The sequence below is a fragment of the Curtobacterium sp. Curtsp57 genome, assembly GCF_047324335.1.
Classification (GTDB): Bacteria; Actinomycetota; Actinomycetes; order Actinomycetales; family Microbacteriaceae; genus Curtobacterium.
Genome location: NZ_CP168511.1, coordinates 835,421 through 856,639, shown reverse-complemented (window position 1 = coordinate 856,639; position 21,219 = coordinate 835,421). Strand labels below are relative to the sequence as shown.

The 21,219-nt window shown below is 71.0% G+C and carries 19 protein-coding genes; 15 read left to right on the top strand and 4 right to left on the bottom strand.

Annotated features, from left to right (window positions below; translation table 11 throughout):
- Positions 1 to 10: 10 nt before the first annotated feature.
- Positions 11 to 373 carry an RNA-binding S4 domain-containing protein gene (locus ACEN9V_RS04000; RefSeq protein ID WP_281264153.1) on the bottom strand — a complete coding sequence of 121 codons (363 nt, stop codon included), beginning with the start codon at positions 371 to 373 and terminating at the stop codon, positions 11 to 13.
- 54 nt (positions 374 to 427) lie between these two features.
- On the opposite strand from ACEN9V_RS04000, the gene ACEN9V_RS03995 reads away from it, so the two are divergent.
- A complete protein-coding gene (locus ACEN9V_RS03995) occupies positions 428 to 679 on the top strand; it encodes a hypothetical protein (RefSeq protein WP_413602218.1) in 252 nt (83 codons plus the stop codon).
- 70 nt (positions 680 to 749) lie between these two features.
- Positions 750 to 1,928: a hypothetical protein gene (locus ACEN9V_RS03990; protein WP_413602217.1), complete on the top strand. Its 1,179-nt coding sequence runs from the start codon at positions 750 to 752 to the stop codon at positions 1,926 to 1,928.
- 188 nt (positions 1,929 to 2,116) lie between these two features.
- On the opposite strand, the gene ACEN9V_RS03985 is transcribed toward ACEN9V_RS03990, so the two are convergent.
- The gene (locus ACEN9V_RS03985; protein ID WP_413602216.1) at positions 2,117 to 3,616 is read right to left on the bottom strand and encodes a S1C family serine protease; all 1,500 of its coding nucleotides are present in this window, start codon (positions 3,614 to 3,616) and stop codon (positions 2,117 to 2,119) included.
- Positions 3,617 to 3,796: 180 nt separating this feature from the next.
- On the opposite strand from ACEN9V_RS03985, the gene ACEN9V_RS03980 reads away from it, so the two are divergent.
- The 6 genes from ACEN9V_RS03980 to ACEN9V_RS03955 all read left to right on the top strand — a co-directional run bounded on the left by ACEN9V_RS03980 (position 3,797) and on the right by ACEN9V_RS03955 (position 8,643).
- Positions 3,797 to 4,831, top strand: coding sequence for a FecCD family ABC transporter permease (locus ACEN9V_RS03980; protein WP_413602215.1), 1,035 nt, complete (start codon positions 3,797 to 3,799; stop codon positions 4,829 to 4,831).
- On the top strand, positions 4,828 to 5,850 hold the full coding sequence (locus tag ACEN9V_RS03975; RefSeq protein ID WP_413602214.1) for a FecCD family ABC transporter permease: 1,023 nt from the start codon (positions 4,828 to 4,830) through the stop codon (positions 5,848 to 5,850). The genes ACEN9V_RS03980 and ACEN9V_RS03975 overlap by 4 nt, the downstream gene beginning before the upstream one ends.
- Before the next feature lie 141 nt (positions 5,851 to 5,991).
- Positions 5,992 to 6,567: a carbohydrate-binding protein gene (locus ACEN9V_RS03970; protein WP_413602213.1), complete on the top strand. Its 576-nt coding sequence runs from the start codon at positions 5,992 to 5,994 to the stop codon at positions 6,565 to 6,567.
- A gap of 162 nt (positions 6,568 to 6,729) precedes the next feature.
- Positions 6,730 to 7,209 carry an FHA domain-containing protein gene (locus tag ACEN9V_RS03965; RefSeq protein WP_413602212.1) on the top strand — a complete coding sequence of 160 codons (480 nt, stop codon included), beginning with the start codon at positions 6,730 to 6,732 and terminating at the stop codon, positions 7,207 to 7,209.
- Complete coding sequence (locus ACEN9V_RS03960; RefSeq protein ID WP_281264162.1) at positions 7,209 to 7,913, top strand: MerR family transcriptional regulator; 705 nt, start codon at positions 7,209 to 7,211, stop codon at positions 7,911 to 7,913. The genes ACEN9V_RS03965 and ACEN9V_RS03960 overlap by 1 nt, the downstream gene beginning before the upstream one ends.
- Before the next feature lie 205 nt (positions 7,914 to 8,118).
- A complete protein-coding gene (locus ACEN9V_RS03955) occupies positions 8,119 to 8,643 on the top strand; it encodes a MerR family transcriptional regulator (RefSeq protein WP_144759900.1) in 525 nt (174 codons plus the stop codon).
- A 494-nt stretch (positions 8,644 to 9,137) separates the two neighbouring features.
- Here the strand turns inward: ACEN9V_RS03955 and ACEN9V_RS03950 are convergent, their stop codons facing one another.
- A complete protein-coding gene (locus tag ACEN9V_RS03950) occupies positions 9,138 to 9,962 on the bottom strand; it encodes a ParA family protein (RefSeq protein WP_281264164.1) in 825 nt (274 codons plus the stop codon).
- 60 nt (positions 9,963 to 10,022) lie between these two features.
- On the opposite strand from ACEN9V_RS03950, the gene ACEN9V_RS03945 reads away from it, so the two are divergent.
- The 4 genes from ACEN9V_RS03945 (at position 10,023) to ACEN9V_RS03930 (ending at position 15,850) form a co-directional block, all read left to right on the top strand.
- Positions 10,023 to 13,433: a pyruvate carboxylase gene (locus ACEN9V_RS03945; protein ID WP_413602211.1), complete on the top strand. Its 3,411-nt coding sequence runs from the start codon at positions 10,023 to 10,025 to the stop codon at positions 13,431 to 13,433.
- A gap of 1 nt (position 13,434) precedes the next feature.
- Positions 13,435 to 13,938 (top strand): peptide deformylase, encoded by a 504-nt coding sequence (locus ACEN9V_RS03940; protein WP_413602210.1) that lies wholly within the window; start codon positions 13,435 to 13,437, stop codon positions 13,936 to 13,938.
- A gap of 104 nt (positions 13,939 to 14,042) precedes the next feature.
- Positions 14,043 to 15,581 carry a hypothetical protein gene (locus ACEN9V_RS03935; RefSeq protein WP_413602209.1) on the top strand — a complete coding sequence of 513 codons (1,539 nt, stop codon included), beginning with the start codon at positions 14,043 to 14,045 and terminating at the stop codon, positions 15,579 to 15,581.
- 137 nt (positions 15,582 to 15,718) lie between these two features.
- The gene (locus tag ACEN9V_RS03930; RefSeq protein WP_413602208.1) at positions 15,719 to 15,850 is read left to right on the top strand and encodes a hypothetical protein; all 132 of its coding nucleotides are present in this window, start codon (positions 15,719 to 15,721) and stop codon (positions 15,848 to 15,850) included.
- Between the two features lie 187 nt (positions 15,851 to 16,037).
- On the opposite strand, the gene ACEN9V_RS03925 is transcribed toward ACEN9V_RS03930, so the two are convergent.
- On the bottom strand, positions 16,038 to 17,915 hold the full coding sequence (locus ACEN9V_RS03925) for an AMP-dependent synthetase/ligase (protein WP_413602207.1): 1,878 nt from the start codon (positions 17,913 to 17,915) through the stop codon (positions 16,038 to 16,040).
- A 122-nt stretch (positions 17,916 to 18,037) separates the two neighbouring features.
- Between ACEN9V_RS03925 and ACEN9V_RS03920 the strand changes: the two genes are divergently transcribed.
- The 3 genes from ACEN9V_RS03920 to ACEN9V_RS03910 all read left to right on the top strand — a co-directional run bounded on the left by ACEN9V_RS03920 (position 18,038) and on the right by ACEN9V_RS03910 (position 21,190).
- Positions 18,038 to 18,991 carry an ROK family glucokinase gene (locus tag ACEN9V_RS03920; protein WP_413602206.1) on the top strand — a complete coding sequence of 318 codons (954 nt, stop codon included), beginning with the start codon at positions 18,038 to 18,040 and terminating at the stop codon, positions 18,989 to 18,991.
- Between the two features lie 25 nt (positions 18,992 to 19,016).
- Positions 19,017 to 19,742 (top strand): lysophospholipid acyltransferase family protein, encoded by a 726-nt coding sequence (locus ACEN9V_RS03915; RefSeq protein WP_413602205.1) that lies wholly within the window; start codon positions 19,017 to 19,019, stop codon positions 19,740 to 19,742.
- A 104-nt stretch (positions 19,743 to 19,846) separates the two neighbouring features.
- Complete coding sequence (locus ACEN9V_RS03910; protein ID WP_281267567.1) at positions 19,847 to 21,190, top strand: class II 3-deoxy-7-phosphoheptulonate synthase; 1,344 nt, start codon at positions 19,847 to 19,849, stop codon at positions 21,188 to 21,190.
- The last annotated feature ends 29 nt before the right edge of the window (positions 21,191 to 21,219 follow it).

The following is a 21,219-nucleotide window of genomic DNA, read 5'->3' as shown; positions in this document are numbered from 1 at the left end:
ATCCGGGCGATCAGTAGCCGCGGAGCTTCTCGAGGTCCCGGCGCTCCCGCTTGCTCGGACGTCCGGCACCGCGATCGCGCATCGGGACGAAGCCGGCCTCTTCCTTCGGCAGGCGGGGCGGGGTCCTGTCGTCGAGGTGCTTCGCCGCCTCGGTGGCCCCGACGCGCTTCAGGATGATGCTCTTCACGACGACGATGCGGTCGAACCCGGCCTGACGGACACGGACCTCGTCACCGGGGCCGACCGGCTGCGACGGTTTCGCCCGCTCGCCGTTGACCCGGACGTGTCCGGCCTTGCACGCGGTCGTCGCGGCGGACCGGGTCTTGGTGATCCGGACCGCCCAGATCCAGCTGTCCACCCGGGCCTTGTCCATCCCCCCACCCTAGGCGTCCGGTACCCGCCCGCGGCAGCCCGTAGGGTCGGGGGCGTGGGAGCGGACGAACAGGGGCGGATCGCACGGGCACTCGCGATCGGCGTGCTCGCCGAGGTCGAGCTGGGGACACGCGTCGTCGTCCGGGCGCACCACGGCGACGGCGCGAGTGACGCACTCGGCGACCTCGTCGCACGCACACCGGACACCGTCACGATCGACACCCGCCGCGGCCGGGTCGAGGTCGCCCTCACCGACGTCGTCGCCGCGAAGCGCGTCCCACCGCCCCCGCCACGTCGTCCTCGCTGACGCCGTTCGAAGCGAGCGACCGCGGCGAGCCGTCGCCGGGCACGCACCCGTGCCGTCGTAGCCTCTGGCCATGGCAGTCCCCGTCCCACCCGGCACCGAGGACCGCACCGCCCGTGTGACGCTCCGCCGCCCAGACTCCTGGCGACGCGAGGACGCGTCCCACGCGGACCTCCGGCTGCGCGGCGACGACGTCGTCCTCACCGTCCGGTCCCGCCCGAGCGATCGCGGCATCGGGGACGAGAACGCCTCGCTCATCGAACGACTCCCCGGGTCCGTCGACGGCCTGCTCCTCGTCGGCTGCGACGTCTGGGGCACGGTCGGCGCACCCGCACGCCTGGTCGAGTACGTCCGCCCCGGCGAGGACGGCGACGAGGACCACGAATCGACCTCGATCGTCGGCGCCCACCTGCTGTTCGTCACCGGACGGCACCGCGTCGACGTGACCGTCGAACGTCCGCTCGCGCGGCTCGACGAGACCGACGACGTCGTGTTCGCCGTGCTCGACTCCGTCCGCGCCGTCGGCCCGGTCTCCGCGTCGTCGCCCCGCGACCTCGAGGAGCTGCCGGCCGCGCAGCCGGCACCGGAGCTCGACGGACCGCACATCGCCTCCGACGCCCTCACCACGCTGCAGAGCATGGCCGGGAAGCGCTGGAGCCCCACGCTCCTGCGCAGTCCCGGCGGACGCGGACTCGTCGACGCCGGCCTGGTCGGACGCTTCGGGACGGTCCCACCGACGACCCAGGCCCTCATCGAACCGTGGGCCGGCGACGTGCAGCCGACCACGCTGGAACAGCACCTGCCAGACGGGCGCGTGTCGCGCCTCCAGGCCTGGTCCGGCACCGTCGTGGACGGGACGGACGACGCGGATTCCGTGATCACCCGGCTCGCGCCGGAGCGCGTGGTCGCGATCGCGGCCGGGAGGCTCGGTGTCGGTCCGGCATGGACCTTCCCGTTCCGCACGGGGTCGCTCCGGGCCGACCTGCTCGGCAGGCGGCTGGCCGGTGGCGACGACGCTCCCGACCTGCCGGCGTCGATCGCCGATGCCGACCCGCGGCTCGCCCGGTTCTGGGCGGCGCCGTGGACGGTGTCGTACCTGCGTCGGCCGGGGAAGCCCCGACCGATCACGATCGTGCACGCCGAGGGACATGGCTTCGCACGCGTCGGACGCACGGAGGCCGGCGCCTCCGCGTTCTGGGCGGAGTCGCCGGCCAACGTCTACCGGTCCTTGGTGCGTGCGTTCCTTGCGTGACGGCGGAGTCGCCGGTCTGGTCAGACCGGTGTACCGGTCCTTGGTGCGTGCGTTCCTTGCGTGACGGCGGAGTCGCCGGTCTGGTCAGACCGGTGTACCGGTCCTTGGTGCGTGCGTTCCTTGCGTGACGGCGGAGTCGCCGGTCTGGCCAGACCGGTGTACCGGTCCTTGGTGCGAGCCTTCCTGTCCTAGGCGGCAGGGCCCGCGGTGAGCGTCACCGTGACGGTGCTCGCCGTGCCGGCGCTGTTCGTGTAGCCGACTGAGACCTTGTCGCCGACGGACTTCGACTGGATCACCTGCGTCAGCTGGTCCGAGCTCGTGATCGCGGTGCCGTCGATCGACGTGATCGTGTCACCGGCAGCGAGGCCCGCTGCCGCTGCGCCTGACCCCTCGACGGTCCCGGCGACCGCGACCCCGCCCGTGGTGGTGGACGTGCCGCTCACCTGGACGCCGAGGAACGCGGGCAGCCCGATCGTGATCGTCCCGGATGCGTCACCGGCGAGGATCTTGTCCGCGATCGCCTTCGCCGTCGTGATCGGGATCGCGTAGCCCGTCACGTCGGCCGAACCCGAGGACGCAGCGGTCGCCATGCCGACGACCTCACCCTCGCTGTCGAGCACCGGACCGCCGGAGTCGCCGGAGACGATGTCCGCGGCGATCTCGATCAGGCCGGTGAGGGACTCGGTGCCCGTGCCGGACTCGCTCTGCACCTGGATGTCCTGGTCGGTCGCGGTGACGGTGCCCTCCGCGGCGACGAGGTTGCCCGTGCCCTCGGCGTTGCCGACGTCGGTCACGGCGTCACCGGTGCTCGGTTCGCCGTCGTCGTCGAGCGTGACGGTCGACAAGCCGGACGCGTTCTCCAGCTTGAGGACCGCCACGTCGTTCGTGGCGTCGGCACCGACCACGTCGGCCTTGTACTCCTTGCCGGTGGTCTCGTCGGTGACCGTGATGCTCGTCGCACCCTGGATGACGTGGTTGTTCGTGAGGATCGTGCCGTCGGAGGTCAGGACCATCCCGGTGCCGGCGGCCTGCGACGACTGGTCGTAGTCCAGGATCGTGTTGATCGTGACGACGCCCTTCTTCTGGGCTGCCGTGGCCGCCGTGGCGGCGGACTCGGTGCTGGTGCCGGACGAGCTGCTCCCGCTCCCGTCGCCGGGCACCGTGAAGCCGTTCGTGCCGTTCCCAGTGCCGCTGCCGGTGTCCGGCGAGGTCGTCGTGCCCTGGGACTGACTCGACGTGGTCTCGGTGCCGACCGACGAGAGCCCGAGTGCCGTCCCGCCGGCGGCACCGACGATCGCGAGGGCGGCGATGCCGGACCCGATCACCAGCCCGAGCTTGCGCTTCTTCGTGCCGGGGCGCGTGCCGAAGGCACCGCTCCACCCCTGCTCCGACGGGTGCTGCTGCGACGGGTACTGCTGCCCGTGCTGCGCCGCGTGGGCCCAGCCCTGGTGGACGCCGGCGAGGGCGGGGCTGCCGATGAGGTACGGGCCACGACCGTCGTGCGTGTAGGCGTACGGGCCGGAGCCGTCTGGTGCGTAGAGGTACGGACCGGAGCCGTCGAACGCGTAGGCGGGACGGAGTGTGGACGCGTCGGCGTGCGGAGCCTCCCACGTGGAGCGGGGTGCGGCGTCCTGTGCGTCGATCGGGGTCGTGCCCGGTTCGGCGTCGGGGTTCGGGGTCTCGTTCATCGGTGCTCTCCGGTCGCTCTCGACGACCCGGTCGGGCGTCGATGGATACGAGTACAAGCCCGTTTCCCATGACGAACCTATGAGCGAGCCCTGCGCGCGCTCACGACTCGCTCGGGGATCACCGAGGGGGAGTGCGGGGGTCGTCGTCGCCCGCGAGACGTTAGGGTTGCCTTACTCCTCATGCGTTCCCCGTCACCAGCGCCGCCGGCGCCCCGTTCCGTGCCCCGACTCGTCGGTGCGACGGTCATCGCCGTCCTGGTGCTCGCCGTGGCCGTCGCCATGAGCGTCGCGTTCGGGTCGCGGCCGATCCCGCTGGGGACGGTGCTCGACACCGTGCTGCACCCGGGCCGGAACGACGAGATCGGGCTCATCGTGCTCGGCAACCGCGTCCCGCGCACCCTCGTCGGTTTGCTCGCGGGCGCAGCCCTCGGGGTCGCCGGCGCCGTGATGCAGGGGGTCACCCGCAACCCGCTCGCCGACCCGAGCATCCTCGGCATCAACTCCGGCGCGGCCCTGGCCGTCGTGACGGGCATCGCGGTCTTCGGCATCAGTGGGACGGCCGAGTACCTGCCGTTCGCCTTCGCCGGTGCCGCGCTCGCCGCACTGCTCGTCTACGGCATCGCCGCGGTCGCCAGGCGGGGGCTGACGCCCGTCGGCCTCGCGCTGTCCGGGGCCGTGGTCGCCGCGGCGCTCGCGTCCATCTCGACCGCGGTCCTCGTGACGAGCCAGAGCCTCCTCGACCAGCTGCGGTTCTGGCAGGTCGGCGCGCTGGCGGGCAAGGACCTCGGCACCGCCGGGGTCGTCACGGTCCCGGTGCTCGTCGGACTGTGCATCGCGTTCGCCCTCGGTCGTTCGCTCAACACGCTCGCACTCGGCGACGAGCTCGCCGCGTCGCTCGGCCAGCGCGTCGTGCTCGTCCGGGCCGTCGGTGGCCTCGTCACCGTGCTGCTCGCCGGCTCGGCGGTCGCCGCTGCCGGGCCCATCGCGTTCGTCGGGCTCGCCGTGCCGCACGCCGTCCGCCGACTGAGCGGTCCCGACCACCGGTGGACGATCCTGCTGTCCGCCATCGTCGCACCGGCCCTGCTGCTCGTCGCCGACGTCATCGGCCGGGTCGTCGCGTACCCGGGGGAGCTGCAGGTCGGCATCGTCACGGCCTTGATCGGTGCGCCGGTGTTCATCGCCCTGGTCCGGTCGAAGGCGGTGACGGGGCTGTGAGCACCACCGACCAGACCCGGGCCCGGACTCGGCCCCGGCTCGGGGCGGCGCGTCGTGAGCTCGTCGTGCTCGGCTCCGTCCTCGTCGTGCTGGTCGGGCTCGTGCTCGTCGGGCTCGGCGTGGGCGAGATCCCGCTCTCGCCCGCTCAGGTCGTCCAGGCGCTGTTCGGGCACGGGGACACGATCTCGGACTTCGTGATCGGGCAGCTCCGCGGGCCGAGGACCCTCGCGGCGCTCCTCGTCGGGGCCAGCCTCGGCGTCGCGGGCGGCATCGTGCAGAGCGTCGTCAGGAACCCCATCGCCAGCCCCGACGTGATCGGCATCACCTCCGGCGCGAGCGCGTCCGGGCTGACCGCGATCGTGCTGTTCGGGGTCTCCGGCATCGGACTGTTCTGGACGGTGCTCGTCGGTGCCCTCGTCGTGTCGCTGGTCATCGCTGCGCTCGCGTGGCGGAGGGGCATCACGGGCAACCGCGTGGTCCTCGTCGGCATCGGGGTCGCGGCGATGTCCCTGAGCGTGACCGGCTGGATGCTCACGAGCGGCTCCGTGCAACAGGCGGGGACGGCACTCCTCTGGCTCTCCGGCAGTCTCAACGCGGTCGACCGGAGCGTCGTCGGTGTGCTCGTGGTGGCGTTCGTCGTGCTCATGGTGCTGGCGCTCCTGCAGTCACCGCGACTGACCGTCCTGACGCTCGGCGACGACGTGGCGGCCGCACTCGGCCTGCGACCGAACCGTGCGAAACTCCTGCTCCTCCTGACCGCCGTGTGCCTCACCGCGGCAGCCGTCGCGACCGCGGGGCCGGTGTCGTTCGTCGCCCTGATGGCGGCGCCGATCTCCAGACGGCTCGTCGGGGGCGGTCGTGTGGCGCTGGGTGTCTCGGCCGCGGTCGGCGCCGTGATCGTGCTCGCGAGCGACCTCATCGCCCAGTTCGCGATCCCCGGGAACGCCCTGCCGGTCGGCGTCGTCACCGGCGTCGTCGGCGCGCCGTACCTGCTCTGGTTGCTCGCGCGCGGTCGCTGACGACCGCCTGCTGCGGACGCGTGCCGTGATCGGCCGTCGTGACCTCCTGCCGCGACGCCCTGCCGCGACGTCCGTGGCGGAGCCGAGCCGAGCCTCCCGTCCGGCCCGCTCAACCGGGACACCACCTGCGGGTCGAACTACGTGAACCTCTCGACCGTGTCGAACTCCTGCTCCGGGATCGACCAGGGCGGGAAGCTCTTCGCCGACGCCCTCGGCAAGGGCTTCACCGGCGGGATCGTCGCCGCGGCGGCCGACGTCACCACGGCGGAGCCCTCGTCCACCGTGCAGCCGACCGATGACCCGTCGACGAGCCCGTACCCGGTGTGGAACACGGACGCCTCGTACCTGGAGGGCACCAAGATCGTCTGGCACCACAACGTCTACGAGGCGAAGTGGTGGACGTCGGGCGACCTGCCGGACGACCCGGTGCTGAGCGCCTACGAGACGCCGTGGCAGCTCATCGGCCCCGTCCTGAAGGGTGAGAAGCCGGTGAAGCAGGTCACCTTGCCGGCCGGCACGTACGACGCGTGGACCGGGACGAAGCAGTACGACACCGGCGACCGTGTGCTGTTCGGCGGCGTGCCCTACCAGGCGAAGTGGTGGAACACGGGCGACAGTCCGCAGGCCTCCACCAGTGACCCGGACGGCTCGCCGTGGGTCAAGCTCAAGGACTCCGAGATCAAGGAGATCCTGTCCGGCCTGCAGGCCGGCGACTGACGGACGGGAGGCTCGGTACCAGCTGGTACCGGGCCTCCTGTCCGTCGTCCGGTCGCGCACCGCTGTCCGCTCGTCGCGGACAGGTCGTGTCACCCGGGTACGGGACTCTCGCTCGGTCGGTCGTTTCCGATACGCTGGGTTGCCAAGAGGAGGAGGTCCACGATGCCAGATCCAGTGGTCCCGCAGCCTGAGGGACAACGACCCCCGGAGCAGCGGCTGGTCGACACGACGCTGACCTTCAGCATGGACATGGGCGCGGCACTCACGCCCGAGTCCGGTGTCTCGCCGGAAGAACGCGACGCCATCAACGCCCTGCCCTCCGGGTCGGCGCTGCTCGTCGTCCGTCGCGGCCCGAACGTCGGTGCCCGCTTCCTGCTCGACTCCGACGTCACGACGGCCGGTCGCCACCCCGATGCGGACATCTTCCTCGACGACGTCACGGTGTCCCGGAAGCACGCGCAGTTCCTCCGTGCCGGGACGGCCTTCACGGTCAAGGACCTCGGTTCGCTGAACGGCACGTACTTCGACGGCGACCGCATCGACGAAGCGCCGCTGTCCGACGGGGCAGAGGTCCAGGTCGGCAAGTTCCGCCTGACGTTCTACGCATCCCGGGTCGACCTGGCGCGCCTGGCGAACGCGTAGTGGCCGCCCGCTCGGCCGCAGCGCGGTCGGGTTCGCCGGCCGCGGACCTGCTGACGATCGGCCAGGTCATCGCTCGGCTGAAGCCCGACTTCCCGGACCTCTCGAGCTCCAAGCTGCGGTTCCTCGAAGAGCGCGAGCTCGTCACACCCGTCCGCACGGCCAGCGGCTACCGCAAGTTCTCCCCGGCCGACGTCGACCGGCTTCGTGTCGTCCTCGGCCTGCAGCGGGACCACTACCTGCCGCTCAAGGTCATCAAGGAGTACCTCGCCGACCTCGACGCCGGGCGCGAGCCCGTGCTGCCCGGCGGTGGCGACGGGCCGAAGCCGTCCATCCTGGGCGGCGAGAAGCGGTACTCCCGCGACGACCTCGTCCGAGCGGCCGGCGCCACGCCGATGCTGCTCTCCGACGCGGTGTCCGCCTCGCTGCTGCCGGCGACCGACACTTTCGGCGAGGACTCGGTCGTCGTGCTCAAAGCCCTCGTCGAGCTGCAGCGGACCGGCATCGAGCCGCGGCACCTCCGCACCTTCCGCTCGACCGCCGAGCGCGAGGTCGGCCTCATCGAGTCCGCGCTGATGCCCGTCTCGCGGCGGGGCGACGCGACCTCGAAGGCGAAGGCCCTCGAGCTCGCGCGGGAGATCTCCGGGCACCTCGAGGTCATCCGGTCCAACCTGATCCGCGCCGCCATCGGCCGGATGGACGCGTGAACCGCCCTGGTGGGGCCCGTGTGCCGGGGCGTATCCTCGACACGCCGGACGCGCCGAGTCGGATGTCCCGCGTCGGAGCCATCGGAGTCGCTACCGTGGACCTCGGCACAACTCTCAACCCGTCGTTGAAGCTTCGGATGAGGGCTCGATCGTCCTGGAAGGCAGTCCAATGAGTGGGAACGAAACCCCCGGTACCCCGTCAGACATGACGCGGTACGACCTCGGGTTGCTCTTCACCGACGGACTCCCGGAGCACGACGAGCAGAACGGCTACCGCGGCACCGTCGCCGCCAAGGCAGCCGGCATCAGCTACCGCCAGCTCGACTACTGGGCTCGCACCGAGCTCGTGCAGCCGACGATCCGCGGCGCCGCGGGGTCCGGTTCGCAGCGGCTCTACGGCTTCCGGGACATCCTCGTCCTGAAGCTCGTCAAGCGACTCCTCGACACCGGCATCTCGCTCCAGCAGATCCGGACCGCCGTCAACCAGCTCCGCGAGTCCGGTGTGTCCGACCTCGCGCAGACCACGCTGATGTCCGACGGCGCATCGGTCTACCTGTGCACCTCGGACGACGAGGTCATCGACCTGGTGTCCCGCGGGCAGGGCGTGTTCGGCATCGCGGTCGGCAAGGTCCTGCGCGAGGTGGAGTCCTCGCTCGTCGAACTCGACGCGACGCCCGCGGCCGACCCGGCCGACGAGCTCGCCGCACGCCGAGCAACCCGCGCTTCCTGACGCCGCGCAGGCGCAGGCGCTTCCTGACGCCGCCCTTCCCCCCTTTCCCCCCCGCTCGCCGCTTGCCGAGTGGCCACGACTTCCCGCACGTCACCCGTCGAGCGGTCGAGGACCGTCGCTCGCGCGCACGTCGATCGACGATTTGCGACACGTCGCGGGACGTGAGCGGGGAGTTGTGACCGGTGACCGGTGACCGGTGACCGGTAAGCGGTAGCGCTTGCCGGGACTGGGTGGGTATCAGCGGCATCCGGTCGGGGGCACCTGTCGAGCGCGCGCCGAGCGGTCGCGCCATGTCGCCGAGTGCGCGCCGAGCGGTCACGACACGTCGCCGACCACACGGCGAGAGGTCAGGAACCGTCGCTTGTTCGTGGTCCAGCCGACGGTTCGTGACCTTCGCCGCAACCTGAGCGGGGAGTCGTGACCGGTCGAGCCTCGTGACCGGTCGTCCCATCGTGGCAGGTCGTCCCTGCGGGGGTCTCCTGTGCGGAGCAGCGCTACTCGGCGATGGCCGCGGCAGCGCCGTCGGCGTAGGGGCCGATCTTGCCCGTCCGCATGATGCGCTCGAGGAGCTGGTCGAAGTTGCGCGCCATCTCCTGTGCGGACTCGCCGGGCCACACGTGCAGGGGCTTCGCGGCACCCTGGGCCTGCTGGAGCGACGTACGCTCGGGCAACTGCGGCGAGAGCACGAGCGGACCGAACATGTCGCGGAGTTCCTTGATGCGGAACTGGTGCTCGAGGGACTGCACGCGGGCACGGTTCACGATGATGCCGAGCGGCTGCAGGCGGGGGGAGAGTCCGCGGCGGATCTCCTCGATCGCGCGGAGGGCACGGTCGGCGGCGGCCACGGAGAAGAGCCCGGGCTCGGTGACGACGGTCACGCGGTCGGACGCGGCCCACGCGGTGCGGGTGAGGGCGTTGAGCGACGGCGCGCAGTCGATGAGGACGAGCTCGTAGTCCTGCTCGACGTTGGCGAGCGCTTCCTCGAGCTTCCAGATGTCGCGGATCGACGGGTGCGGCCCGTCGAAGTTGATGGCGGAGGGGGAGCCGACCATGACGTCGATCTTGCCCTGCGAACCCTTCGTCCAGCCGGACGGCGCGATGGCCTGGCGGACGATCTTCTCCTTCGGGTTCTCGAGTACGTCGGCCACGTTGAGGTGGCCGGCGATGTTGATGTCGAGGCCGGTGGAGACGTCGGACTGGGGGTCGAGATCGACCACCAGCGTTCGCAGACCCTTGGCGAACGCGGCCGAGGTCAGACCGAGTGTGACCGTCGTCTTGCCGACACCGCCCTTGAGAGAGCTCACGCTGAGTACATGCACGTTGAGCAACGTTACCGCCAGTAGGGTTGTCTCACCTGACCCAGCGCTGAAAGGGCCCGCGTGTTCCGCAAGATCCTGGTCGCCAACCGTGGCGAGATCGCGATCCGCGCGTTCCGCGCGGCGTACGAACTCGGCGCCCGCACCGTCGCCGTCTACCCATACGAGGACCGGAACTCGCTGCACCGTCTCAAGGCGGACGAGGCGTACCTGATCGGCGAGCGGGGCCACCCGGTCCGCGCCTACCTCGACGTGTCGGAGATCATCCGCGTCGCCCGGGAATCCGGTGCGGACGCGATCTACCCCGGCTACGGCTTCCTGTCCGAGAACCCGGACCTCGCCGCCGCTGCCGCCGCGAACGGGATCACGTTCATCGGACCCGGCGAGCACGTCCTCGAGATGGCCGGCAACAAGGTCACCGCGAAGGAGCACGCGATCGCGGCCGGCGTGCCGGTCCTCGCGAGCACCCCGGCGAGCCGCGACGTCGACGAGCTGGTCGCCGGCGCCGAGGCGATCGGGTTCCCGGTCTTCGCCAAGGCCGTCGCCGGTGGTGGCGGTCGTGGCATGCGCCGCGTCGAGACCCCGGCCGAGCTGCGTCCGGCGCTCGAAGAAGCGATGCGCGAGGCCGACAGCGCGTTCGGCGACCCCACGATGTTCCTGGAACAGGCGGTCCTGCGTCCGCGGCACATCGAGGTGCAGATCCTCGCCGACGCCACCGGGACCGAGGCCGGGACGATCCACCTCTTCGAGCGGGACTGCTCCGTGCAGCGCCGCAACCAGAAGGTCGTGGAGATCGCGCCTGCGCCGAACCTCGATCCGTCGATCGCACGGGCACTGCACCGCGACGCCGTGGCCTTCGCCCGCTCGATCGGCTACGTGAACGCCGGAACCGTCGAGTTCCTGCTCGACACCGTCGGGGAGCGTGCCGGGCAGCACGTCTTCATCGAGATGAACCCGCGCATCCAGGTCGAGCACACCGTGACCGAAGAGGTGACCGACGTCGACCTCGTGCAGTCGCAGATGCGCATCGCCGCGGGGGAGACCCTCGCCGACCTCGGCCTGTCGCAGGACACCGTGTCCGTGCACGGCGCCGCGCTGCAGACCCGCATCACGACCGAGGACCCGACCCAGGGCTTCCGACCGGACACCGGGCGGATCACCACCTACCGCAGCCCTGGTGGCGCCGGGGTCCGCCTCGACGGCGGCACGGTCGCCACCGGCGCGCAGATCAGCCCGCACTTCGACTCGATGCTCGCGAAGATGACGTGCCGCGGCCGGGACTTCCCGACCGCCGTCGCCCGTGCCAAGCGCGCCCTCGCCGAGTTCCGCATCCGCGGGGTCAGCACGAACATCCCGTTCCTGCAGGCCGTGCTCGAGGACCCCGACTTCGCGCGGGGCGACATCTCGACCGCGTTCATCGGCGAACGTCCGCAGCTGTTCAGCGGACACGTGTCCAAAGACCGCGGCACGAAGGTCGTCAACTGGCTCGCCGACGTCACGGTGAACAAGCCGAACGGCGAACCCGGCGCGCAGATCGTCGACCCGGCGCTGAAGCTGCCGACCGTCGACCTCACCGCGGAACCGCCGGCCGGTCAGCGCCAGAAGCTGCTGCAGCTGGGTCCGGTCGGATGGGCGAGGGCCCTCCGCCAGCAGACCGCCCTCGCCGTCACCGAGACGACGATGCGCGACGCCCACCAGTCGCTCCTCGCGACGCGGGTCCGCAGCAAGGACCTCGTCGCCGTGGCGCCGTCCGTGGCGCGGCTGACCCCGGAGCTGCTCAGCATGGAGGCATGGGGCGGCGCGACCTACGACGTCGCGCTCCGCTTCCTCGGCGAGGATCCGTGGGAGCGCCTGGCGTCCCTGCGCGAGGCGATGCCGAACATCCCGATCCAGATGCTCCTGCGCGGGCGCAACACCGTCGGGTACACGCCATACCCGACCGAGGTCACCGACGCGTTCGTCGCCGAGGCCGCGGCCACCGGCGTGGACGTGTTCCGCGTGTTCGACGCCCTGAACGACGTCAGTCAGCTGCGACCGGCGCTCGACGCCGTGCTCGCGACGGACACCGCGGTCGCCGAGGCGGCCCTCTGCTACTCCGGCGACCTCCTCGACCCCGCCGAGGACCTCTACACGCTCGACTACTACCTGCGCCTCGCGGAGCAGATGGTGGACGCCGGCGCGCACGTCATCGGCATCAAGGACATGGCGGGGCTCCTCCGTGCCGGCGCCGCCGAGAAGCTCGTGACCGCGTTGCGGGAGCGGTTCGACCAGCCGGTGCACGTGCACACGCACGACACCGCCGGCGGACAGCTCGCGACGCTCCTCGCTGCCGCGCGTGCCGGCGCCGACGCGGTCGACGTCGCGGCGGCACCGATGGCGGGGACGACGAGCCAACCGAGCATGTCCGCCCTCGTCGCGGCCCTCGCACACACCGAGCGCGACACCGGCATCTCGTTGGACGCGGTCGGCGACCTCGAGCCCTACTGGGAGGCGGTCCGTCGCGTGTACGCACCGTTCGAGTCGGGTCTCGCGGGTCCGACCGGCCGGGTCTACAAGCACGAGATCCCGGGCGGCCAGCTGTCGAACCTCCGACAGCAGGCCATCGCGCTCGGCCTCGGCGACCGCTTCGAGCAGGTCGAGGACTGGTACGCCGAAGCGAACCGGATCCTCGGTCGCCCGACGAAGGTCACGCCGTCGTCGAAGGTCGTCGGCGACCTCGCGCTGCAGCTCGCGGCCGTGGACGCCGATCCGGCCGACTTCGAGGAGAACCCGCAGAAGTACGACATCCCGGACTCGGTGATCGGCTTCATGGCCGGTGAGCTCGGTGAGCTACCCGGCGGATGGCCGGAGCCGTTCCGGACGAAGGTGCTGGCCGGACGCGACATCGTCCCGACCATCACCCCGGTGCCCGACGACGAGCGCACGGCACTCGAGACCCCGGGCGCCGACCGCCGGCAGGCCCTGAACCGGCTGCTGTTCGCCGGCCCGACGAAGGCGTTCCAGCAGGTCAGGGACGACTTCGGCGACCTCTCCGTCGTCTCGACCGTCGACTACCTCTACGGCCTGCGTCCCGGCGAGGAGCACGTCGTGCCGCTCGGCAAGGGCGTGAACCTGCTCGTCGGGCTCGAGGCGATCGGTGAAGCGGACGAGCGCGGCATCCGGACGGTCATGGCGACGCTCAACGGCCAGCTCCGCCCGGTGTACGTCCGCGACCGCTCGATCCACGTCGAGACGAAGGCCGCCGAGAAGGCGGACAAGTCCGACCCGAAGCACGTCGCGGCGCCGTTCTCCGGCGTGGTGACGCTCAAGGTCGCCGTCGGTGACGTCGTCGAAGCCGGTGCGCCGGTGGCGAGCATCGAGGCGATGAAGATGGAAGCGGCCATCACGGCGCCCGTCGCGGGCACCGTCGGCCGTCTCGCGATCCCGGCGACCCAACAGGTGGACGCCGGCGACCTCCTGGTGGTGCTGCAGTAACGTGACCGTCCGTCCCATCCGCCTCTTCGGCGACCCCGTCCTCCGCTCCCCGGCGGACCCGATCCGACCCGAGCAACTCGGCAGCGCGGGCATCCGCGACCTCGTACAGGACCTCGTCGACACCGTGCAGGAGCCGGGGCGCGCCGGCGTCGCGGCCCCGCAGATCGGTGTCGGCCTGCGCGCGTTCTCCTACAACGTCGACGGCGAGGTCGGGTACGTCCTGAACCCCGAGGTCGTCGAGGTGTCCGGGGAGCCCGAGCTCATGGACGAGGGCTGCCTGTCCGTCCCCGGGCTCTCGTACCCGACGACCCGTCACCCCTACGCCAAGGTCCGTGGCGTGGACGTCGACGGCAACGAGGTCGTGCTCGAGGGAACGGGGCTCATGGCCGAGGCGCTCCAGCACGAGGTCGACCACCTCGACGGCACCGTCTACGTGATGACGCTGGCCCCGGAGACCCGCAGGCAGGCGCTCCGCGACATCCGCGAACAGGACTGGTTCCACTAGGACCGACTTGTCCCCGAAGTGGCGGACACCCGATCGTGGGGGTCCGCTCCGGCCTGGTTCCACGTAGGTTCGACCCGTTCACCACGACGGGGCAGGGGCGCACCATGGAACGACGGACCACGACCACGCGGCGGGTGGTCGCACTGACGCTGGCCGTCATCGCGGCGGCGACCGCCGTGACGACGGCGACGGCAACGGGTGCGTCGACCGCACCGGCGACGGCTGCGACCAGCACCGAGCGCGAGGCGGCCGACTACGCCACCGACGTCTACGGCGACGCCTGGGACTTCACGAACTCCGGCGACGCGAACACCAGCTTCACGGCGGCGCCGTCCGGTGTCTCCGGCGGCTCGCTCAACGTGGACCTCACGGACGGCGACTCGGTGATGCTCGTGCACTCGATCTCCGGCAGCGTGCCGTTCGGTCGCGACGGTGCACTCCAGCCGGTCGACACCGCGAAGTACACGCGGCTGTCGTTCTCGATGGACCAGCCGCTGGCGAACCGCATCGGCGCGGTCTACTGGTTCACCTGCCGGGAGCAGACCGCGGCCTGCGGCGGCGGTGTGACCTTCCCGACCGTGCAGGGGAAGAACACCTACGACCTCGACCTCGCCGCCTCGTCGACCCTGCTCGGCAAGCGTGCGTGGCGCTCGGCGAAGATGGTCGTCGTCCGGTTCGACCCGGTCGTCCTGCCTGCGCACACCGCGAAGGCGGGGACGGCGAAGATCGACTGGGTCCGGCTGCACGCCGCACCGGACGCGGCGCACCCGCACGCGGCGATGCCGCCGGGAGCGTACGGCGCGTACACCGTGACCCCGTTGCCGCAGCTCGTCGTCGACTCGCCGAACCCGTCGCAGGGCGCCGACCTCGCTGCCGTCCAGCGCGGTCGTTCATGGGACTTCCGATCGGCACCGGCGACGGGGGCGGTGCGCTACCAGGACGCCACCCTCCTGGCGCGCGACGCACGGGGGATCACGGCGCGGAACGCCGGGCCCGCGCAGAACGACCCCAGGGTGCTGTTCCCGGTGTCCGCGTTCTCCGGCAACACCTACCACTACCTGCAGTTCGACATGTCCTACGACGGCAAGTTCGACCTGTCCGGCAATCCCGGTGGCGGGAAGATGGCGCGGCTCATCTGGAACGTGTCCGGGTCGGGAACGCCGCAGATCAGCAACGACATCCTGACCTACGACTCCGGCAACCAGTCGGAGGTGACCCTCGACCTCACCGCAGGTGACCCGCTCGACGAGAACGCGATCGCTCCCCGCCTCGGCTGGGGTGGTCGAACGGTGACCGGCCTGCGGTTCGACCCGAACGAGGACCCGGGAGCCGCCACGTGGCACCTCCGGTCCCTGCACCTCCGCGCCGACCCGGCGGCGGCGGGCTCGACGACGGTGCAGTTCCACGACGCGGCGTGGGTCGCCGGCTCGACGGCCACGGTCGCGGTCGGGATGCACCCGCCGGGGAGCCGCGGGTACGTGGCGATCGCGAAGGACGTCGCGGTCGCGAAGGGGACGAACGGGGCGAAGTTCGCGCTCGGTTCGATGGCACCGGGGCGGTACTGGGTCAAGGTCACCCTGCGGCACCCGGACGGCAGCGAGGCGACCCGGTACGCCGCGGCACCCGTCGTCATGCGCCGCTGATCCCGCACGCGCGGCTGCGGTTCCCCGCACGTTCGTGACACCCGGACGCGGGATTGTCGCCATGTCCTGACGAGGAGGTACCGTGTCCGGGTCGGGATCCCCACCGACACGGTTTCCCACCCCCCACAGGACGCACGATGGCACCTCAGGACGACGAGCTCAGCTCGCACCGCACCCGCACGAACCGCCGCCCCGAGCCGGTCCAGTCGACGACGTCGGCGACCGCCGTGCTCGAGCCCACGGACGTGCAGCAGCAGCAGAACGGCTGACCGCGCGCGGTGCCCTCGACGACGCACCGCACGCCATGAACGCAACGCACTGGAGGCCCGGTGCCGGTCCCTGGGACCGGCACCGGGCCTCCTTGCGGTCGCGTTCCGACCCATCGCACCCGCAATCGAAAGCCGATTCGCGCGTAGGCGGCCGGAACAACCGACCTCCTACGCGCGATTCGACCTCCTACGCGCGGGACCGCCTGCGTCCCTGCACCACCGGCGTCGCCGTCGTCTGCACCTTCGAGCCCGAGTAGATGTGCTCGATGTCCGCCGCGAAGTCCTTGAGCACGACGTTCCGCTTGATCGTCAGCTTCGGCGTGAGGTGCCCGGACGCCTCCGTCAGCTCCGTGTCGAGGATCGTGAACGACCGCACGGACTCGGCACGGGAGACCCGCCCGTTCGCGGTGTCGACGGCGTCCTGTACGGCGGCGAGCACACGCTCGTCGTAGGCGGCCTCGTGGGCGGACAGCGCCGGGCTGATGCCGCGTGCCTCGCACCACCCGGGGAGCATGTCCCGGTCGAGGGTCACGAGCGCGGCCACGAAGGGCTTGCCCTCGCCGACCACGACGACCTGCCCGACGAGCGGGTGCTCGCGCACACCGTCCTCGAGCGGCGCCGGTGCCACGTTCTTACCGCTCGCGGTGACGATGAGCTCCTTGGCGCGTCCGGTGACCGTGAGCACGCCGTCGCCGTCGAGCCGGCCGAGGTCGCCGGTGCGGAACCAGCCGTCGGCGAAGGCCTTCGCGGTCGCCTCGGGGTTCTTCCAGTACCGGTCGAAGACGTCGACGCCGCGGATCAGGATCTCCTCGTCGTCGGCGATGCGGATCTCGACGCCGGGGAGTGCCCGACCGACGCTCCCGATGCGGAGCTCGGCTGCGCGGTTCACGGTGGCGGGCGCCGTGGTCTCGGTGAGGCCGTAGCCCTCGAGGATGAGCACCCCGATCGAGCGGAAGAAGTGCGACAGCCGGGGCGACAGGGGAGCGGAGCCGCTGATGGCGTACCGGACGCGACCACCGATCGCGTCGCGGAGCTTGGCGTAGACGAGCTTGTCGAACAGACGGAACTTCAGCGACAGCACGAGGGGCACCTTGCCGGCCGCGAGGGCCTGGGAGTGCGCGACGGCGGTGTCGGCGGCTGCGCGGAAGATCCTGCCCCGCCCCCCGAGGTCCGCCTTCTGCTCGGCCGAGTTGTAGATCTTCTCGAACACCCGCGGCACCGCGAGCAGGAACGTCGGCTTGAACGTCGACACGGCCTGCATGAGGTCCTTCGTGTCGGGCTCGTGGCCGACGAGGACGCCCTCGGCGACGCTCATCACGGCGATGAACCGCGCGAACACGTGGGCCATCGGGATGAAGAGGAGTGTGGACGCGTCGTCGGCGACGACCTCGGGCATCGCCTCGGCTGCCCCCTCGACCGTGCCCGTGAAGTTGTCGTGCCGGAGCACGCACCCCTTCGGGCGACCGGTGGTGCCCGAGGTGTAGATGATCGTGGCGTCGTCGTGCCCGTGCACCGCTGCGGTGCGGGCGTCGAGCTCCTCGTCGGTGACGTCCTCGCCGAGCCGGGTCAGGTCGTCGAGTCCACCGCCGTCGATCGTCCAGTGCTGCCCGAGGTGCGGCAGGTCGGGTGCGATGCCGGCGACGCGGCGGGCGTGCTCCTCCTGCTCGACGACGATCGCCACGGACTCGGAGTCCCCGAGGATCCACCGGATCTGGTCGGGGGAACTCGTCTCGTAGACCGGGACCGAGACCAGCCCGGCGGTCCACATCGCGAAGTCGACGAGCGTCCACTCGAGTCGGGTCCGCGAGAGGATCGCGACGTGCGCGCCGGGTTCGAGCCCGGCGGCGACGAACCCCTTGGCGATGCCGCGGACACGCGCCAGGACGTCGGACGCGGGGATCGTCGTCCAGGTGTCGCCGTGGCGTTCTCCGAGGATCGGACGGTCCGGCGTGAGCCGTGCGCGGTCGGCGAGCAGACGCGCTGCCGAACCGTGGTCGGGCGCGACGGGGGCCTGGCTGGACGGGGTGGTGGCTGCGCTGGTTGTGGCGGGCCGCTGATCGTTCACGGTGACTCCCTTGTCGGCCGATTCGATTCGAGTGCTTCTCATCTTCGAGAGCTCTGCTCCCAGCATAGGGCCCGAGGTCGCGCGTTCGATGAGTACGCACCGAACCGGTAGGCTCGGTCCTCGTGCACGCCATCGGAATCGACATCGGGGGCACCAAGATCGCGGGAGCGGTCGTCACGGAACTGGGTGAGATCATCGCCGAGGACCGTGTGGCCACGAACGCTGCGGACCCGGACGCAATGCTCGACGACGTCGTCGCGATGGTCTCGCGACTTCGCGACTCTCAGGACGTCGGGGCCGTCGGCGTCGCGGCGCCGGGGTTCATCGATGCGTCGCAGTCGATCGTCTACTACACGCCGAACATCCGGTGGCGGAACGAACCGCTCCGCCAGAAGCTGCAGCAGCGGCTCGGCGACCTGCACATCACCGTCGACAACGACGCGAACGCCGCCGGCTGGGCGGAGTTCCGCTTCGGTGCCGGCCGGCTCGTGTCGGACATGACGATGCTCACCATCGGCACCGGTGTCGGCGGGGCCATCGTGACGGAGGACCGTCTGTTCCGCGGCGGCTTCGGCACCGGTGGTGAGATCGGCCACCTGCGCATCGTCCCGAACGGCCTGCCGTGTGGGTGCGGCGCCCGCGGCTGCATCGAGCAGTACGGCTCCGGTCGCGCGCTGCAGCGCATGGCGAACGACGTCGCCGACGCCGGCGGCATCGGCGTCGCGCTCGCCCAGGCCCGCGACGACAACGGCGGCCACCTGGACGGCAAGGTCGTCGGCGACCTGATCCTGGCAGACGACCCCGGTGCGCTCGCGGCGCTCCGTCGTCTCGGCCGGCACCTCGGTGAGGCGTGTGCCTCGCTGTCCGCCGTGCTCGACCCGCAGCTGTTCGTGTTCGGCGGCGGCGTCGCGAGCGCGGGGGAGCGGCTGCTCGAGCCCATCCGTCAGGCCTACCTCAACAACCTGCCGGCCCGTGGGTACCACCCGGAGCCCGAGTTCGTCATCGCCGAGCTGGTCAACGACGCCGGCGTCGTCGGTGCCGCGGACCTCGCACGGATCCACGCCCGCACCGCCTGACGCACCACCCGAACCGGAGTCGACGATGCTCTACTGGCTGCTGAAGAACTTCCTGCTCGGTCCGCTCATCCTCACGCTGTTCCGGCCGTGGGTGGTCGGGCGCGAGAACGTCCCGACCTCGGGACCGGTGATCTTCGCGTCCAACCACGTGTCGTTCATCGACTCGGTGATCCTGCCGGCCGTGCTGGACCGCCGGATGTCGTTCCTCGCGAAGAGCGACTACTTCACCGGCCGTGGGCTCAAGGGCTGGGCGACGAAGACGTTCTTCAACGCGATCGGTCAGCTGCCGATCGACCGCTCCGGCGGCAAGGCGTCGGAGGCCTCGCTCCGCACCGGGCTCCAGGTCCTGGCGCGCGGTGAGCAGCTCGGCATCTACCCGGAGGGCACGCGCAGCCCCGACGGCAAGCTCTACCGGGGCCGCACCGGCATCGCGCGGATGATCCTCGAGGGTCGTGTCGTGGTGATCCCCGTCGCCATGATCGGCACGCGAGAGGTGCAGCAGATCGGGCAGCGCATCCCGAAGTTCAAGCGCGTCGGCGTCGTCTTCGGCAAGCCGCTCGACTTCTCCCGCTTCCAGGGGTTCGAGACCGACCGGTTCATCCTGCGGAGCGTCACCGACGAGGTCATGCACGAGCTCGCCGGTCTCAGCCGGCAGGAGTACGCCGACGTCTACGCGACGAGCGTCAAGGAGCGTGCGAGCTCGGCGCGCGAGAAGGTCATGCGGGAACGCCAGGGCACGCCTGCACGTTAGGCTCTGATGGTCCCGGCATCCCCGCCGGGACGGACCAACTCCCAGAACACCGAGGTACTCCCTTGTTCGAGTCGACCGACTTCGTCGCCCTGCAGGATCCGGACGTGATCGAGGGCCTCGACTATTGGCGGACGCTCCCGATCAAGCAGCAGCCGAGCTGGCCCGACCAGGCCGCCGCCGAGGCCGCCTCGGCCGAGCTCGCCACGCTCCCGCCGCTCGTCTTCGCGGGCGAGGTGGACCAGCTCCGCGACCGCCTCGCTGCTGCGGCGCAGGGCAAGGCCTTCCTGCTGCAGGGCGGTGACTGCGCCGAGACCTTCGCCGGAGCGACCGCGGACTCCATCCGTGACCGCGTCAAGACGATCCTGCAGATGGCCGTCGTGCTGACGTACGGCGCCTCGATGCCCGTCGTCAAGATGGGTCGCATGGCCGGGCAGTTCGCCAAGCCGCGCTCGAGCGACTTCGAGACCCGTGGTGACGTGACGCTGCCGGCCTACCGCGGCGACATCGTGAACGGCTACGACTTCACGCCGGAGAGCCGTCAGGCGGATCCCCGTCGCCTCGTGCAGGGGTACCACACGGCAGCGTCCACGCTGAACCTCGTCCGCGCATTCACGCAGGGCGGGTTCGCGGACCTCCGCCAGGTCCACTCGTGGAACAAGGGCTTCGCGTCGAACCCGGCGAACGCGCGCTACGAGCACCTCGCGAAGGAGATCGACCGCGCCATCCGGTTCATGGGTGCGTGCGGCGCGGACTTCGACCAGCTCAAGCACGTCGAGTTCTTCGCCTCGCACGAGGGCCTGCTCATGGACTACGAGCGCCCGATGACCCGGATCGACTCCCGCTCCGGCCAGGCGTACGACACGTCGGGCCACTTCATCTGGATCGGGGAGCGCACGCGTGACCTCGACGGCGCGCACGTGGACTTCCTGTCCCGCGTGCGGAACCCGATCGGCGTCAAGCTCGGCCCGACCACGTCGGTCGCCGACATGGAGGCGCTCATCGAGAAGCTCGACCCGAACCGCGAGCCCGGCCGTCTGACCTTCATCACCCGCATGGGTGCCGGCAAGATCCGCGACGAGCTGCCGAAGCTCCTCGAGGCGATCAAGGGCATGGACGCGAACCCCCTGTGGGTGACCGACCCGATGCACGGCAACGGCCTGACGACGCCGACCGGCTACAAGACGCGCCGGTTCGACGACGTCGTGGACGAGGTCCTCGGCTTCTTCGAGGTCCACCGCGAAGCCGGCACGTACCCGGGTGGCATGCACGTCGAGCTCACGGGCGACGACGTCACGGAGTGCCTGGGCGGGTCGGAGCAGATCGACGAGGCCACCCTCGCGACCCGCTACGAGTCCCTGTGCGACCCGCGCCTGAACCACATGCAGTCGCTGGAGCTGGCGTTCCTCGTGGCCGAGGAACTGAGCGCGCACCCGCACACCGCGCGGTAATCGCGACCACGAGACGGACGGGAGGCCCG